Below are 16130 nucleotides of genomic sequence, written 5' to 3'. Positions count from 1 at the left end.
GCTGCGTGACGTTACTGATAAACGCCGGTAGAGAGATAGCGATCGCCACGGTCACAAACAATGGCCACCACGACGCTTCCAGGATGGGCGCTGGCAATACGCAGCGCGCCCGCGACCGATCCGCCTGAGCTGACGCCGCAGAAAATACCTTCACGCCGGGCCAGCGCCCGCATGGTCTCTTCGGCTTCCTGCTGCCCCATATCAATTACCTCATCCACCAACTCGGGCCGGTAAATGCCGGGCAAATACGCCTGAGGCCAGCGGCGAATCCCAGGAATGCTACTGCCTTCTTTAGGCTGCAGCCCAATCACTTTCACGCCCGTCTTATGTTCTTTTAAAAACCGCCCTACGCCGGTAATCGTGCCGGTGGTGCCCATACTGGAGACAAAATGCGTCATGCGCTGATTCGACTGGGCCCACAGCTCCGGTCCCGTGGTCTGGTAGTGGCCCAGTGGATTGTCTGGGTTATTAAACTGGTCCAGCACCGTTCCCTCACCGCGCGCCGCCATCGCCTGGGCTAAATCACGCGCGCCCTCCATGCCCTGCTCCCGACCTATCAGGACTAACTCGGCCCCATAGGCACGCATCGCATCCTGCCGCTCCTGGCTCATATTATCCGGCATCAGTAAGCGCAACCGGTAGCCTTTCATCGCCGCGATCATCGCCAGCGCGATACCGGTGTTGCCACTGGTGGCCTCAATCAGCTGATCGCCCGGTGTTATCTCGCCTCGCCGTTCCGCCTGATGAATCATTGACCAGGCTGCGCGATCTTTGACGGAACCGGCGGGGTTGTTGCCCTCCAGTTTCAGCCAGATCTCACTGCCATTGTCAGGCGTCAGGCGCTGTAACCTGATAAGCGGTGTATTACCGATTGTGTGTTCCAGAGTGGTCACGGTGCATATCCTGGCGAAACGATACCGTTACGAATCAGGCCAGAGCCTGAGGTATGGCGGTATAAACATTAAAAAAGGGCGGGACATTGTCCCGCCCTGCGTGAAAAAGAAAATATCAGGCGCTGTGCGCAAAGGCAACTGCCCGCAATGGCGTGGCGCCCTGATAGAGCCGGGCCTGTTGCAGCCCGACAAACAGGCGCTCGCCGCGCAGTGGCGCGGTCTGATCACCATCGAACACCAGCGAGAAAGGTTCGCTCTGCCAGCCCGCAGGCTGCACGACCAACTGCCAGAAATGGCCACGCGGACTCACCTCAAGGACCTGTACCGGTAAAGGGGTTTCCAGACTGCTTTTACGCGAAACATCAATCTCCCAGGGACGCAGAAACAGATCAACCGCGCCCTGATGGGCGGAGGTATAGCCTAACGGCCAGTGATGCGCCCCGACATGGAACTGGGAACCATGAACCTCACCGTCAAAGCGGTTAACTTCGCCCAGGAATTCCAGCACGAAGCGCGTCGCCGGATCGCGCCAGACCTCATCCGGCGTGCCCACCTGCTCGATGCTGCCCTGACTCATCACCACGACGCGGTCGGCAACTTCCATTGCCTCTTCCTGATCGTGCGTGACAAACACGCTGGTGAATTTTAATTCTTCATGAAGCTGGCGTAACCAGCGGCGCAGCTCTTTACGCACCTGGGCATCCAGCGCACCAAAAGGCTCATCCAGCAGCAGAATTTGCGGCTCGACGGCCAGTGCTCTTGCCAGCGCCACGCGCTGCTTCTGACCACCCGAGAGCTGAGCCGGAAAGCGGTTTGCCAGATGCGACAGCTGCACCATCTCCAGCAGACGTGTTACACGATTTTTGATTTCGGCACTGGATGGCCGCTCACGACGCGGCAGCACGGTCAGGCCAAAGGCAATGTTGTCAAACACGGTCATATGGCGGAACAGCGCATAGTGTTGAAAAACAAACCCGACTTTACGATCGCGGGCATGCAGGCGACTGACGTCATGCTCATGAAAACGAATCTGACCGCTGTTCTGATGCTCCAGCCCGGCGATAATTCGCAGCAGGGTCGTTTTACCGGAACCGGACGGCCCCAGCAACGCCACCATCTGGCCCGACGGGATATCCAGTGAAATATCGTTCAGCACCGCTGTGCGACCAAAGGATTTGTTGATTTGTTTAATCTCAATGCTCATGATTTTCCTCCAGTTGCAGGCGTTTGTGCTGCTGCTCTAAGCGCCACTGCACAATGCTTTTCAAAAACAGGGTCAGGATGGCCATGACGGTCAGCAACGCGGCGGCAGTGAAGGCACCCACCGTGTTGTAATCCTGATGCAGCAATTCGACCTGAAGCGGCAAAGTGTAGGTTTCGCCACGAATGGAGCCGGATACCACAGATACCGCACCGAACTCGCCAATGGCGCGGGCATTGGTCAGCACCACGCCGTACAGCATTGCCCAGCGAATATTCGGTAACGTCACACGGCGAAACATCTGCCAGCCCGACGCGCCCAACAGCACCGCAGCCTCATCTTCATGACTGCCCTGGCTCAGCATGACCGGCACCAGTTCGCGAACCACGAACGGACAGGTCACGAAGACGGTAACCAGCACCATGCCCGGCCAGGTGAACATCACCTGAATATTGTGGGCATCCAGCCAGCCACCTGCCGGACCGTTAATGCCCCAGAACAGCAGGTACATCAGGCCAGCCACAACCGGCGAGACCGCGAACGGAATATCAAACAGGGTTAACAACAGCTGGCGACCAGGAAACGTAAAGCGGGTGACCAGCCAGGCCAGCAAGGTGCCGAAGACCAGATTAACCGGCACGGTAATCAGCGCCACCAGTACGGTCAGCCAAATCGCGTGCAGCATATCGCTGTCGGTCAGGTTACGCAGAGTCAGGCCAAGCCCGCTGTGCAGCGCTTCCCAGAAGATGGAGACCATCGGCACCACCAGCAGCAGCACCGAGATCAGCACACCCGTGCCGATAAGCAGCCATTTACCCCAGTTTACGGGCTGGCGATCGGCATGATTGAGTTGCGAAATATCGGCCATCAGTGACCTCCCAGACGACGGCCAAAGCGGCTCTGTAAGGTATTAATGGCAAACAGCAGCAGCAACGACGCCGCCAGAATGACCGACGCGATGGCGCTGGCGGCCGGATAATCAAACTCCTGCAGACGGACGAAAATCATCAGTGAGGTCACTTCTGTTTTCCAGGCAATATTGCCCGCGATAAAGATCACCGCGCCAAACTCGCCCAGGCTGCGGGTAAACGACAGCGCAGTGCCCGCCAGCAACGCCGGAGCCACTTCCGGCAGCACAACGCGACGGAAACTTTGCCAGGGCGTTGCGCCCAGTGTCTGCGCCGCCTCTTCGTATTCCGGACCTAACTCTTCCAGCACCGGCTGCACCGTCCGGACAACAAACGGGATACTGGTGAAGGCCATCGCCAGCGCGATACCAATCCAGGTGTAGGAAATCTTAATGTCGAAATGAGCAAACCATTGACCGTACCAGCCGTTTACCGAAAACAGACCGGCCAGGGTTAACCCTGCGACGGCGGTTGGCAATGCAAAGGGCAAATCCATTAAACCATCCAGCAGCGTGCGACCCGGGAAGCGATAACGCGTTAAAACCCAGGCCATCAGCATGCCAAACAGGGCATTGAACAATGAGGCAACGCCGGCCGACAGCAGCGTCACTTTATAGGCTGCAATCAGCTGGGGATTGGTCACCACGTCCCAGTATTGCTGCAATGTCATCTGCGACAACTGCATGATGAGGGCGCTGATGGGCAGCAGCAGAATCAGGCAGGTAAACAGCAGACTGGTGCCCAGGCTCAGGCCGAAACCGGGCAAAACACGTTTTTGGCTGGCTGCAAACATTATCCACGCCCCGCCGCTAACAGTTGGTCCAGTTCACCGCCACTTTCGAAATGGGTTTTCATAACGTTATTCCAGCTACCAAATACGTCTTCAACCCGAAACAGCTGTGTGGCTGGAAAGCGATCTTTTTGCTGCTCCATCAGCTGCGGATTGTTCACGCGATAATAAAAGTCCGTAATGATTTTCTGTGCCTCGGGCGAATACAGCCAGGTCAGATAAGCCTTCGCCGCGTCGGCTGTTTTATTGTGTTCAACGTTTTTATCGACCCAGGCGACGGGGAACTCCGCCAGGATATCGGTTTTTGGCACCACGACTTCGTAATCCTCTTTGCCGTACTGATTACGAATGGTGTTGACCTCCGATTCGAAGCTGATCAGCACATCCCCTAAACCGCGTTCAGCAAAGGTGGTGGTGGCGCCGCGTCCGCCTGTGTCGAAAACCTCGACGTTTTTCAGAAACTGTGTCATCCAGGCGCGCGTTTTTGCCTGGTCGCCGCCGTCCGCTTTCTCTGCGGCACCCCAGGCGGCAAGATAGGTATAACGCCCGTTACCCGAGGTCTTCGGATTCGGGAAAATCAGCTTCACGTCGTCACGGGTTAAATCGGACCAGTCATGAATCTGCTTAGGGTTACCCTTGCGAACCAGAAACGCCATGGTGGAATAAAACGGTGAACTGTGATTCGGCAGGCGCGTTTGCCAGTCGGCCGGGATCAGTTTGCCTTTGTCATGCAGCACCTGTACATCCGTCACCTGATTATAGGTCACCACATCGGCACGCAGCCCTTGCAGGATGGCCAGCGCCTGTTTAGAAGAACCCGCATGCGACATTTTGATGGTGAGTTTATCGTCCGGATGTTGCGCATCCCACTGGCTGACAAAAGGCGCGTTCAGGGCGACGAACAGTTCACGTGCCACGTCATAAGAACTGTTTAACAGCTCTGTGGCGTGCGCGGCGCCAGCAAGGCCCAGCGACAGCGCGATTCCGCTCACGATTTTTTTCATCGCTTTGAAGGTCATGGTTCACCCTGAAGAAATTTGATGCAGATCTCATCCGCAGATACAGCAGTTTATTTATAACTCAGCGTAAACCCGTAACGGTTTTATATATCGTTTGTTGATTTAAAAGTCGAAAAAGGCATAAGGCGGCGGGAAAAGAATGCGCAAAAACAGAATTGGGTTGGCAGGGCGCACTGAACGCCCTGCGGGAGGCAAAAATTACGGGGCTTAACGCTGCCAGACGAACTTGCTGAGTTTCCAGCTTTTCAGCGTGTCATCGGCGGGCAGTAATCCTTCCGGACCGTGCCAGGTCCCGCTGTAAACGTAGCGCAGATGCGGGCTGCCAGGCACACGGCATTCGACGTCATGATTGTCTAACCCGGCAGCCACAATGCAGTTATTAAAGGCTTTGTCATATCTGGCGCTAAACGCATCGCCAATTTTGCTGCCGTCGGCACTGGCAATGTCGTTGTCCGTCACCTCAATGCGGTCAACCTGTGACTGACCATAAATGACCAGCTTAACCTGACCGTCCTTCATCGCCTGCCAGAAGGACACCACCTGACCGTTCTGGCCACGCATGCCCTGACGCAGATCGTAGTTGCCCTTAAGCCCGTCTTTGATGGCCGATTCGTTCATCGCCGTGGCACTGTTGATCCCACCAACGCCCTGATCGCTGATCGTCAGTGAAGGACCAAACCAGTTCCATGGCAGCGCAGAAGACCAGTGGTAACTCAATGGATTCCACCAGCGTACCTGCTGGCTGCTGTTGGCGTCAGGGCCGGAGGAACTGGCACACCCACTGACCAGCATGGCCACCGTCAGTATCGTGTAACGAACAGCTTTCATGAAAACTCCTGTTAATAAATAGACCTGGGCAAAACGGATTGGAGTCGCAAAGCGGCAAAAAGTTTATTCGGGATCGTGTGGCGGCAAAAAGCAGGCGCGAAGCCGGACACTGATCAGTAACCACAGCAGTGCCAGCAGATCAAACAGCGTAAACAGCAGCGGCAACGGTGAGCTGAGCAGATCGGTCTGGACGAGTTGTACGCTCTGCCAGAGCAAATTCGCCCCTAACGAGACCACCAGCACCAGGCGCCAGCTGCGCCACACTCGGGGTAAACGCGACCGGTAGCCCGTGAGCAACAGCCCCGACAGCGCTGGCAGACCCAGCACCAGTCCTGACCAGAACGCCTGGCGATCCGGATAGAAAAGAGCCAGAAGATCGTTTCCCTGCTGGCGTGACGCGCCGGCCATCACCAGGAGCCACCAGGTGCGCGACTGCAATAGCAGAATCAGCCAGAAAAGAAACGGCAGGCGCAGTTGCCCTTTGTCGTCGTACTCCTCAGGCGGCCAGACCGAATTAATATTCACGATCTTCGATTAAACGTTTGCCCAGCAACACCACATCGACCGTTTCATAATCCAGCTTTTCATAGAAGGCAACGACCTGGTCGTTCTCTTCCCGCACCATCAGGTGAATTTTAGGGCAACCGCGCGCAATGAGTTTTTTCTCCAGGCGATTCATCAGGGCATTGGCAAAGCCGCGGCCCTGATAATCCGGATGCACCGCCAGATAGTAAGCCGCGCCACGGTGACCATCGTAACCGCCCATTACGGTACCGACGACTTCGCCCCCGACTTCCGCCACCAGAAACAGGTCGGCGTCATGATGCATTTTGCGTTCGATGTCCAGCTCCGGATCGTTCCATGGCCGTAACAAATCGCAGCGTTCCCAGAGCGTGATCACTTCTTCAAAATCTTCCTGGCGGAAGGTGCGGATTTCCATCTTCTGTACCTGCAGTTCACCTCAATTTGCTGATTATCACGCTTTCTTCGGCGGGTGCAACCCTGGCTGCTGACGGCAACGTTAAAAAAAAAGAAATTGCCTGTTACCAGGCTGAAAAACAAAGTAATAACCTGAAATGGTTGAAAGATCGCACCGGGCATGATGTTACGCTATAACACGGTGCATTATGACTGCTCAGGGACATGCACATGCACTTACTCAAACGTTTAATTCATCGTCGCCAGCTGCTGCTGTCCGGGCTGGCGCTCGCCATATTGTCCCCGCGCGCGGTGCAGGCGAAGGAACAGCAGGCTTCGCTCTCCACCCGACCCTCGTCGCCCAGGCCGCGGGTTAACAACGGCAAGCGCATCGTGATGCTCGATCCGGGCCACGGCGGTATCGATTCGGGTGCGGTCGGCGAAGAGGGTTCCGAAGAAAAACACATTGTTTTAGACATCGCCAGTAATGTGCGCAGTCTGCTGCAGTCACATCCGCGTATCGAGGTCCGCCTGACGCGTGACAGCGACCATTTCATTCCGCTCTACCAGCGGGTGGAGATTGCGCATCAGCACGGTGCGAACCTGTTTATGTCAATCCATGCGGATGGCTATACCAGCCCGGATGCCAGCGGTGCCTCTGTGTTCGCGTTATCTAATCGGGGTGCCAGCAGCAGCATGGCGCGTTACCTGTCGAAACGTGAAAATGACGCGGACAAGGTCGGCGGAGCCAACGTGGAACAGCAGGACCAGTATTTACAGCAGATTCTGTTCGATCTGGTGCAAACGGACACCATCAGAAACAGCCTGACCCTGGGCAAACACGTTCTGGACCAGATTCGCCCGGTGCATCACCTTCACAGTCAGCATACCGAACAGGCCGCCTTTGCCGTGCTGAAGTCGCCGTCCATTCCCTCGGTGCTGGTGGAAACGTCTTTTATTACCAATCCGCGCGAAGAGCAGTTGCTGGGCACGACCGCCTTTCGGCAGAAGATTGCCTCGGCTATCGCCACAGGTATCATTAACTACTTTGATGAGTATGATCGTCGAATGTCATAGTAGATCAGCTATAATCACGGCCAATTTTTACTAAGAGAAGCCTATCCCATGCCTGATATCTCCCGCGTAAAAACGTTCCTGCTGGATTTGCAGGATGAGATTTGTCGCAAGCTGACTGCCGAAGACGGTGGCGCGCAGTTCACTGAAGACCGCTGGGAACGCCCCGGCGGTGGCGGTGGACGAAGCCGTGTGCTGCGTAATGGTGCCGTGTTTGAACAGGCTGGCGTGAATTTCTCCCACGTTCATGGCGACCAGATGCCAGCTTCCGCGACGGCACATCGTCCTGAACTGGCCGGATGCAGTTTCGAAGCCATGGGCGTTTCGCTGGTTATCCATCCCAACAACCCGTATGTACCGACCAGTCATGCGAATGTGCGCTTTTTCATTGCCGAAAAACCCGGTGCCGAGCCGATCTGGTGGTTTGGCGGCGGCTTTGATATGACGCCGTTTTACGGGTTTGAAGAAGATGCGCTGCACTGGCATCAGACCGCCTTCGATATCTGCCAGCCTTTTGGCGAGGATGTCTATCCCCGGTTTAAAAAGTGGTGCGACGACTATTTCTATCTGAAACACCGCGACGAGCAACGCGGTATTGGTGGGCTGTTTTTTGACGATATCCACGAGCCGGGCTTTGAACAAAGTTTTGCCCTTATTCAGGCCGTCGGCCGGGGCTTTCTGGACGCTTACCAGCCGATTGTGGCGCGCCGCAAGCACATGCCTTATGGCGACCGCGAACGGCAGTTCCAGCTTTACCGCCGGGGTCGCTATGTAGAGTTCAATCTGGTGTGGGATCGGGGCACGCTGTTTGGCCTGCAAACCGGAGGCAGAACGGAATCCATTTTGATGTCCCTGCCGCCCATGGTGCGCTGGGAATATAACTATCATCCTGAACCTGACTCACCCGAGGCCGCGCTCTACCGTGACTTCCTGCCGGTGAAAAACTGGCTCAACCTGCCTGAGTAATCCACGCTGCCGGCTCAGGAACGTGCCGGGGCGGCAATCCGGGTCGCCGCCCCGGTTGACTACAGCGGCTGCGTCTGCGCTTCCACCACCGCCAGCGCCACCATATTGACGATCCGGCGCACGGACGCGATGCGCGTCAGCACGTGCACCGGCCGGGTCATGCCCATCAGCACCGGCCCGACCGTTACGCCTTCCGAACAGGACACGCGCAGCAGATTGTAGCTGATGCGCGCCGCTTCCACGTTGGGCATGATCAGCAGGTTTGCGCTGCCTTTCAGCGGGCTGTCGGGCATGATTTCCCGCCGGATGCTTTCCACCAGCGCCGCATCGCCGTGCATCTCCCCGTCGATTTCCAGCTCAGGCGCGCGCTGTTGCACCAGCGCCAGCACATCGCGCATTTTCTGCGCACCAGGCGCACTGGAGGTGCCAAAGCTGGAGTGCGACAGCAACGCCACGCGCGGCTCAATCCCAAAGCGACGGACGGTTTCCGCCGCCATCAACGTAATATCCGCCAGCTGTTCCGGTGTGGGATCGGCGTTGACGTAAGTATCCGCAATAAACGTGTTGCCATTCGGCAGTAACAGCGCATTCATGGCCCCGGCCACCTTCACATCACTCCGCAGGCCCAGCACGCGCTCCACAATCTCGTAGTGCTCGTTATAATCGCCGATGGTGCCGCAGATCAGCGCATCGGCCTCACCACGGTAGACCATGATGGCACCGATGAGGGTCGGATTGCCAATAACGGCGCGCTGCGCCTGCTCGGGGGTGACACCGCGCCGCTTCATCATCTGGTAATACTCATTCCAGTACGCTTTAAAGCGGGGATCGGATTCGTTATTCACGATTTCAAAATCCTTTCCGGCCTCAATTTTGAGCCCCTGTTTTTCTAACCGCATGGCGATCACGTTGGGGCGACCTATCAGGATGGGTTTCGCCAGCCCCAGCGAGACCAGCTCCTGCGTAGCATGCAGCACCCGCACCTCTTCGCCCTCCGCCATCACCACCCGTTTCGGGGCTTTACGCGCCTGGGAAAAGATCGGCTTCATAAACAGGTTGGTCTTATACACAAACTCCGTAAGTTGCTCCCGGTAGGCATCAAAGTCAGCCACAGGCCGGGTTGCCACGCCGGACGCCATCGCCGCTTTCGCCACGGCAGGGGCTATCTGCACGATTAAACGTGGATCAAAGGGTTTGGGAATCAGATAGTCCGGTCCGAAGCGCAGGTCCTGATCGCTATAGGCCGAAGCCACTACGTCGCTTTGTTCCGCCTGTGCCAGTTCGGCAATGGCGTGTACGGCCGCCAGCTTCATCTCTTCATTGATGGCGGTGGCCCCCACATCCAGCGCGCCACGAAAGATAAACGGGAAGCAGAGCACGTTGTTCACCTGATTAGGAAAATCAGAACGTCCGGTGCAGATAATCGCATCCGGCCGTACGGCTTTCGCCAACGGCGGCAGAATTTCGGGATGGGGATTTGCCAGCGCCAGAATCAGCGGATCTTTCGCCATGCTTTTCACCATATCCTGCGTCAGGACATCCGGTCCGGAACAGCCCAGGAAAATATCTGCTCCCTCGATCACGTCGGCCAGCGTGCGCTTGCCGTGATCCTCCACGGCATAATCGGCTTTGGTGGCCGCCATATTGGGTTCGCGGTCACGGTAAATCAGCCCTTTCGAATCGCACACCTGAATATGGTCTTTCTGCAAGCCCAGCGCGACCAGCAGATTCATACAGGCAATGGCCGATGCGCCCGCGCCTGACACCACCAGCCGTACATCAGCGATAGCCTTGTTGACGATGCGTAGTCCGTTCAGCACCGCCGCCGTACAGATGATGGCCGTGCCATGCTGGTCATCATGAAACACCGGAATTTTCATGCGCTGCCGCAGTTGCTGTTCGATATAAAAACACTCGGGCGCTTTAATATCTTCAAGATTGATTCCGCCAAACGTGGGTTCCAGCGCGGCAATCACCTCGATCAGCTTATCGGGATCCTGTTCGTCGACCTCAATATCAAAAACGTCAATGCCCGCGAATTTCTTAAACAGAACGCCCTTGCCTTCCATCACCGGTTTCCCGGCCAGTGCGCCGATGTTCCCCAGCCCCAGTACCGCCGTGCCGTTTGAAATCACCGCCACCAGATTGCCGCGCGCGGTGTACTTGTGCGCCGCCAGCGGATCGGCGGCGATTTCTAAACAGGGCGCCGCCACGCCAGGAGAATAGGCCAGCGCCAAATCCCGCTGGGTGGCAAGGGGTTTGGTGGGGGAAACCTGAATTTTTCCGGGTGTGGGATACTGATGAAAATCAAGCGCACTTTGCTTCAGTTGGTCATCCATTTGACATCCTTCTTCGCCAGGTAAGTGGATGTTCAGTATAGAAAGCACACCATCACAAAGCGGTGAGGCGGTTCAAAGAACCTTCTTTCTTAACGCACAGATTGCCACAGTCTACCCTGCGTCATTTTTCATGGCTGCTATCCTTAATGGCTGGACAGTCGTTATCCGCAGAAATGTCATCTCGGGTGGTTGCGCGCAACCCTCATCGCACAACATTCAGAGAAAACGCATTTTCACTGCACCCGGTCTGTTGCAATGTGGTGAGTCGGCGTTACTACGACGGGTAATGTCTGCACTGATTAGGGCACGAGGCCAGAGGTGTTCCCTTTTGTTACAACGTATTTTTCAAGGAGTGTAGAAATGAACCAGCTTGAAGCCCTTAAACAGTTCACGACCGTGGTGGCTGACAGTGGCGATATTGAGTCCATCCGTAATTATCACCCACAAGATGCGACGACTAACCCTTCGCTTATTCTGAAAGCATCTGCTCTCCAGCCTTACAAACATCTGATTGATGACGCCATCGACTACGCGAAAAAACAGGGTGGCAGCAAAGAAACGCAGATTATTAACGCCAGCGATAAAGTGGCCATTAACCTCGGTATGGAAATTCTGAAAAGCATACCAGGCCGTGTTTCGACCGAAGTGGATGCGCGCCTCTCCTTCGATCGTGGCATGTGCGTCACGAAAGCAGAAAAGCTGGTCCGCATGTATGAAGAGCACGGCATTGATCGCTCTCGCATCCTGATCAAACTGGCCTCCACATGGGAAGGCATTAAAGCCGCAGAAGAGCTGGAAAAGAATGGTATCCAGTGCAACCTGACGCTGCTGTTCTCCTTTGCCCAGGCGCGCGCCTGCGCCGAAGCCGGGGTTTATCTGATTTCGCCGTTTGTCGGCCGTATCTATGACTGGTACAACAGCCGCAAGCCCATGGACCCGTATAACGTCGACGAAGATCCGGGCGTGAAATCGGTGCGCCGTATTTACGATTATTATAAGAAGCATCGCTATGACACCATCATCATGGGTGCCAGCTTCCGTAAGGTCGAACAGGTACTGGCGCTGGCCGGGTGTGATCGGCTGACGCTGTCACCTAACCTGCTGGAAGAGTTACAGAACAGCGAGGCGCCCGTAGAGCGTAAGCTTGAGCCTTCCACTGAATGTTTCCATCAGCCGTCGCCGCTGTCCGAAGCGGAGTTCCGCTGGGAACATAATCAGGACCCTATGGCGGTCGAAAAACTGGCAGACGGTATTCGCCAGTTCGCCGTTGACCAGCAAAAACTGGAAGATGTGCTGGCGGCGCGCCTGTAGTTTTTCCCCTCTTTTACCGGGCGGGCTCACTCCCGCCCTGATGCTTAACAAGGGAGACCCTTTATGTCCTCACGCAGAGAGTTGGCGAATGCGATTCGCGCATTAAGTATGGATGCGGTACAAAAAGCAAAATCCGGTCATCCTGGTGCGCCAATGGGCATGGCAGATATCGCCGAAGTGCTGTGGCGCGATTTCCTCAAGCATAATCCGACCAACCCCGCCTGGCTGGATCGTGACCGCTTTATCCTGTCTAACGGTCACGGCTCAATGCTGCTTTACAGTTTGCTGCACCTGACCGGGTACGATTTACCGATTGAAGAGCTGAAAAACTTCCGCCAGCTGCACTCCAAAACACCGGGCCACCCGGAAATTGGCTACACGCCGGGCGTGGAAACCACGACCGGTCCGCTGGGTCAGGGTCTGGCAAACGCCGTGGGTCTGGCCATTGCGGAACGGACGCTGGCTGCGCAGTTTAACCGTCCACAACACGATATCGTTGACCACTTCACCTATGTGTTTATGGGCGACGGCTGTCTGATGGAGGGGATTTCCCACGAAGTCTGCTCACTGGCCGGAACGCTTGGTCTGGGCAAACTGATCGGCTTCTATGACCACAACGGCATTTCCATCGACGGAGAGACCGAAGGCTGGTTTACGGATGACACGCACAAACGTTTCGAAGCCTACAACTGGCACGTGGTCGGTGAAATTGATGGTCACGATGCCGAGGCCGTGAAAGCCGCAATTAAAGAAGCGCAAAGCGTCACCGATAAGCCGTCACTGATTATCTGCCGCACGGTTATTGGCTTTGGTTCACCGAATAAAGCCGGTAAAGAAGAGGCACACGGGGCCGCGCTGGGTGAAGAAGAAGTCGCCCTGACGCGCAAGCAACTGGGCTGGAATTATCCGGCGTTTGAGATTCCGCAAGAGATTTACCAGCAGTGGGATGCCAAAGAAGCTGGCGCGGTGCGCGAAAAAGCCTGGAACGATAAGTTTGCCGCGTATCAGCAGGCTTATCCTGAACTGGCCGCAGAATATACGCGGCGTATGAACGGCGAAATGCCCGCAAACTGGGAAGCGGAAACTGCCCGATTCATTGCCGATCTGCAGGCGAATCCGCAAAAAATCGCCAGCCGCAAGGCCTCGCAAAATTCACTGGAAGCCTACGGGAAAATGCTGCCTGAATTCCTGGGCGGCTCTGCCGACCTCGCCCCCAGTAACCTCACCATCTGGTCAGGTTCGAAATCCATTAAAGAGGATCCGGCCGGGAACTATATCCACTACGGTGTGCGTGAATTTGGTATGACGGCCATTGGTAACGGTATTGCCCACCACGGCGGTTTTGTGCCCTATACCGCGACCTTCCTGATGTTCGTCGAGTACGCCCGTAATGCCGCGCGCATGGCGGCCCTGATGAAGGCCCGCCAGATTCTGGTTTATACCCATGACTCAATCGGTCTGGGTGAAGATGGTCCAACCCACCAGCCGGTAGAGCAGATTGCCAGCCTGCGCGTTACGCCGAATATGAGCGTCTGGCGTCCGTGCGACCAGGTGGAAACCGCTGTGGCCTGGCAGGCTGCGATTGAGCGTCATCATGGGCCTACCGCCCTGATCCTGTCGCGTCAGAATCTGGCACAGCCGGAGCGTACGGCGGAACAGGTGGCGAATATCAAACGCGGCGGTTACGTCCTGAAAGACTGTGAGGGCACGCCAGACGTCATTCTGATTGCCACCGGCTCTGAAGTGGAGATCACGCTGGGTGCAGCAACGAAGCTGACGACCGGCGGCCATAAGGTGCGGGTCGTTTCACTGCCTTCAACGGATCTGTTCGACGCGCAGGATGCGGCTTATCGCGAATCCGTGCTGCCTTCCGCTGTGAAAGCACGCGTGGCCGTGGAAGCAGGCATCACGGATTACTGGTATAAATATGTCGGGCTGGACGGTGCCATTGTCGGGATGACTACGTTCGGTGAATCTGCGCCAGCAGAAAAGCTGTTCGCGGAGTTTGGCTTCACGATCGAAAACATCGTCAGCCATGCCGAAGCCCTGCTGAAACCGGCATAATCCTCGCACTCACGCGATCCGGCTTCCTCAGCCGGATCGCGGTTTTGCTCTCAGCACGCCAGCCTGACGCTGGCGTGCTGCTTTCTGAAAACCCACCTTCTTCGGTAACCACGTTTTTCGCCGTGCCCCTGCATGCTGTGGTTAATCCTGCCGCCTTGCTGACCTTAACAACCGTTACTTTAAAAAGTGGCTCAGCAGCAGCAAAGAGAGCGAAACGTTGATGGCTCCACCGATACGCGTCGCGATCTGAGCAAACGGCATCAGGCCCATGCGGTTACCGGCGGTGAGAATGGCTACATCGCCCGTCCCGCCCTGCCCACTCTGGCAGCAGGAAACAATGGCGACATCAATGGGATGCATGCCAATCTTTTTCCCGACAAAAAAGCCCGTTGCGACCAGCGCACTGACCGTGCTGATAATGACCAGCAGATTGGTGAGCGTAAACGCGGTGACCAGCACATGCCACGGCGTAATGGCCACACCGACAGCGAACAGGACGGGATAGGTCACTGCGGTGCGGAAAAAGCGATAGACCACCTGAGAACCGGCCAGAATACGGGGCGAAACGCCATTGACCAGTTTCACCAGCACGGCCAGGAACAGCATCCCTACCGGCGCAGGCAACCCTGTCAGCTTCTGCCCCAGCATCCCTACCATATAGAGCAGCACCGCAAGCAGCGCCCCGGAGGCAATGGCCGTTACGTCAACTTTACCGGAAAAAACGGACTGCAGCGGCTCGGGCTCAACGTTCGTGACATTCGGCATCAGCTGGCCTTCCCCGGTGAGGTGCGGATAACGTTTACCCAGTTGGTTCAGGCAGCCGGAAATAATAATGGCGGTCACGCCCCCCAGCATCACCATCGGCAGGATGCGGCCCAGCGCCACGCCCTGATCCATATGGAGCAACGCCGCATAGCCGATGGAGAGCGGAATGGCCCCTTCGCCGACGCCACCCGCCATAATGGGCAGAATGATAAAAAAGAAAATCTGGAACGGCTCCAGCCCCAACGCTAATCCGACGCCCATGCCGACAATCATGCCCACGATTTCACCGCACAGCATGGGGAAAAAGATGCGCAGAAAGCCCTGAATCAGCACCGTACGGTTCATGCTCATGATGCTGCCGACGATGATGCAGCAAATGTACAGATAGAGAATATTGGTCGATTTATAGAATTGCGTTGTTGAGGTCACCACGATATCGGGAAGTAACCCGTAATAGACCAGCGCAGAGGGAATAAAGGTTGCGCAGATAGCTGCGGCGCCCAGACGGCCCACCACCGGCAGACGTTTACCAAATTCACCGCAGGCAAAACCAAAAAAGGCCAGCGTGGCGACCATGACGACGATATCGCTGGCCAGTTTCCCGCTCAGGCAGTCCAGTGCAATGAGCACACCGGCCAGCACAAACAGGGGAAGAGGGATAATCCCGACTTTCCAGTTATCCATAATATGCCACCACTGCTCCTTCAGGGTTTTCCTGCGCGGTGAACGGGCCAGCGTATCAGACAGAAAAGAATTATCAGGTGAGCGCATTATTAACCTCTTTGCATCATCGTTTTTTTTCAGAATGCCGTGAAAAAAAGCGGAATTAAGTGAAGGAGAAGGTATCTGGCATAAAGTTTTAATGGTGTTATTTCCAGAGCGTGATCCGCATCCTGGTAATCGTCGTGGTGTTTATGGTTTTTATTCCCCGCAGCCGTTGTTTGTCCTTTGCTGACGCTTCCCTGCCCTCTGAAAACGATTTAACCCCATTAATATCAAACAGATAAACGCATGTAGTGTCTGTTGTCAAAAAGATGATACATTGAAGTTATTA

General features: G+C 56.0%; 14 protein-coding genes. 4 read left to right on the top strand and 10 right to left on the bottom strand.

The window, feature by feature from the left end; translation table 11 throughout:
• Positions 1–11: 11 nt before the first annotated feature.
• The 8 genes from cysM to C1N58_RS03330 form a co-directional block, all read right to left on the bottom strand.
• A complete protein-coding gene (cysM, locus tag C1N58_RS03365; protein ID WP_006117803.1) occupies positions 12–893 on the bottom strand; it encodes a cysteine synthase CysM in 882 nt (293 codons plus the stop codon).
• A 115-nt stretch (positions 894–1008) separates the two neighbouring features.
• On the bottom strand, positions 1009–2097 hold the full coding sequence (gene cysA, locus C1N58_RS03360; RefSeq protein ID WP_006117804.1) for a sulfate/thiosulfate ABC transporter ATP-binding protein CysA: 1089 nt from the start codon (positions 2095–2097) through the stop codon (positions 1009–1011).
• Positions 2087–2962 (bottom strand): sulfate/thiosulfate ABC transporter permease CysW, encoded by an 876-nt coding sequence (gene cysW, locus C1N58_RS03355; protein ID WP_006117805.1) that lies wholly within the window; start codon positions 2960–2962, stop codon positions 2087–2089. The genes cysA and cysW overlap by 11 nt, the downstream gene beginning before the upstream one ends.
• Entirely contained in the window at positions 2962–3795 is an 834-nt protein-coding gene (cysT, locus tag C1N58_RS03350) for a sulfate/thiosulfate ABC transporter permease CysT (RefSeq protein ID WP_006117806.1), read from the bottom strand. Before cysT ends, cysW begins: the two co-directional genes overlap by 1 nt.
• Complete coding sequence (locus C1N58_RS03345; protein WP_164482389.1) at positions 3795–4811, bottom strand: sulfate ABC transporter substrate-binding protein; 1017 nt, start codon at positions 4809–4811, stop codon at positions 3795–3797. Before C1N58_RS03345 ends, cysT begins: the two co-directional genes overlap by 1 nt.
• 207 nt (positions 4812–5018) lie before the next feature.
• Positions 5019–5639 (bottom strand): RpoE-regulated lipoprotein, encoded by a 621-nt coding sequence (locus C1N58_RS03340; protein WP_033740806.1) that lies wholly within the window; start codon positions 5637–5639, stop codon positions 5019–5021.
• Between the two features lie 63 nt (positions 5640–5702).
• The gene (locus C1N58_RS03335; protein ID WP_033740808.1) at positions 5703–6164 is read right to left on the bottom strand and encodes a DUF2919 domain-containing protein; all 462 of its coding nucleotides are present in this window, start codon (positions 6162–6164) and stop codon (positions 5703–5705) included.
• Complete coding sequence (locus C1N58_RS03330) at positions 6154–6579, bottom strand: GNAT family acetyltransferase (RefSeq protein ID WP_006117810.1); 426 nt, start codon at positions 6577–6579, stop codon at positions 6154–6156. The genes C1N58_RS03335 and C1N58_RS03330 overlap by 11 nt, the downstream gene beginning before the upstream one ends.
• 209 nt (positions 6580–6788) lie before the next feature.
• Between C1N58_RS03330 and amiA the strand changes: the two genes are divergently transcribed.
• Together amiA and hemF are read left to right on the top strand one after the other, a co-directional pair.
• Positions 6789–7634 (top strand): N-acetylmuramoyl-L-alanine amidase AmiA, encoded by an 846-nt coding sequence (gene amiA, locus C1N58_RS03325; RefSeq protein WP_033740810.1) that lies wholly within the window; start codon positions 6789–6791, stop codon positions 7632–7634.
• A 48-nt stretch (positions 7635–7682) separates the two neighbouring features.
• Positions 7683–8597, top strand: coding sequence for an oxygen-dependent coproporphyrinogen oxidase (gene hemF / locus C1N58_RS03320; RefSeq protein WP_033740812.1), 915 nt, complete (start codon positions 7683–7685; stop codon positions 8595–8597).
• A 59-nt stretch (positions 8598–8656) separates the two neighbouring features.
• On the opposite strand, the gene maeB is transcribed toward hemF, so the two are convergent.
• Positions 8657–10936, bottom strand: coding sequence for an NADP-dependent oxaloacetate-decarboxylating malate dehydrogenase (gene maeB / locus C1N58_RS03315; RefSeq protein ID WP_033740813.1), 2280 nt, complete (start codon positions 10934–10936; stop codon positions 8657–8659).
• A 360-nt stretch (positions 10937–11296) separates the two neighbouring features.
• Here maeB and tal point away from each other — a divergent pair, with 360 nt between their 5' ends.
• Together tal and tkt are read left to right on the top strand one after the other, a co-directional pair.
• A complete protein-coding gene (gene tal, locus C1N58_RS03310; RefSeq protein WP_033740815.1) occupies positions 11297–12247 on the top strand; it encodes a transaldolase in 951 nt (316 codons plus the stop codon).
• Between the two features lie 63 nt (positions 12248–12310).
• Positions 12311–14311, top strand: coding sequence for a transketolase (gene tkt / locus C1N58_RS03305; RefSeq protein WP_394564576.1), 2001 nt, complete (start codon positions 12311–12313; stop codon positions 14309–14311).
• A gap of 174 nt (positions 14312–14485) precedes the next feature.
• On the opposite strand, the gene C1N58_RS03300 is transcribed toward tkt, so the two are convergent.
• A complete protein-coding gene (locus C1N58_RS03300; RefSeq protein ID WP_033740821.1) occupies positions 14486–15847 on the bottom strand; it encodes a 2-hydroxycarboxylate transporter family protein in 1362 nt (453 codons plus the stop codon).
• Positions 15848–16130 lie beyond the last annotated feature (283 nt).

It is taken from the genome of Pantoea sp. SGAir0180 (assembly GCF_043546245.1).
The sequence above is the reverse complement of the archived record's forward strand: the minus strand, read 5'-3'. Positions and strand labels throughout refer to the sequence as shown.

Excerpts from the sequence above, each read along its gene's own strand:
- tkt (WP_394564576.1), top strand. The coding sequence starts at position 12,311 with ATGTCCTCACGCAGAGAGTTGGCGAATGCGATTCGCGCATTAAGTATG.
- C1N58_RS03330 (WP_006117810.1), bottom strand. The coding sequence starts at position 6,579 with ATGGAAATCCGCACCTTCCGCCAGGAAGATTTTGAAGAAGTGATCACG.
- hemF (WP_033740812.1), top strand. The coding sequence starts at position 7,683 with ATGCCTGATATCTCCCGCGTAAAAACGTTCCTGCTGGATTTGCAGGAT.
- C1N58_RS03300 (WP_033740821.1), bottom strand. The coding sequence starts at position 15,847 with ATGCGCTCACCTGATAATTCTTTTCTGTCTGATACGCTGGCCCGTTCA.
- C1N58_RS03340 (WP_033740806.1), bottom strand. The coding sequence starts at position 5,639 with ATGAAAGCTGTTCGTTACACGATACTGACGGTGGCCATGCTGGTCAGT.
- tal (WP_033740815.1), top strand. The coding sequence starts at position 11,297 with ATGAACCAGCTTGAAGCCCTTAAACAGTTCACGACCGTGGTGGCTGAC.
- cysW (WP_006117805.1), bottom strand. The coding sequence starts at position 2,962 with ATGGCCGATATTTCGCAACTCAATCATGCCGATCGCCAGCCCGTAAAC.
- amiA (WP_033740810.1), top strand. The coding sequence starts at position 6,789 with ATGCACTTACTCAAACGTTTAATTCATCGTCGCCAGCTGCTGCTGTCC.
- cysT (WP_006117806.1), bottom strand. The coding sequence starts at position 3,795 with ATGTTTGCAGCCAGCCAAAAACGTGTTTTGCCCGGTTTCGGCCTGAGC.
- maeB (WP_033740813.1), bottom strand. The coding sequence starts at position 10,936 with ATGGATGACCAACTGAAGCAAAGTGCGCTTGATTTTCATCAGTATCCC.
- C1N58_RS03345 (WP_164482389.1), bottom strand. The coding sequence starts at position 4,811 with ATGACCTTCAAAGCGATGAAAAAAATCGTGAGCGGAATCGCGCTGTCG.
- cysA (WP_006117804.1), bottom strand. The coding sequence starts at position 2,097 with ATGAGCATTGAGATTAAACAAATCAACAAATCCTTTGGTCGCACAGCG.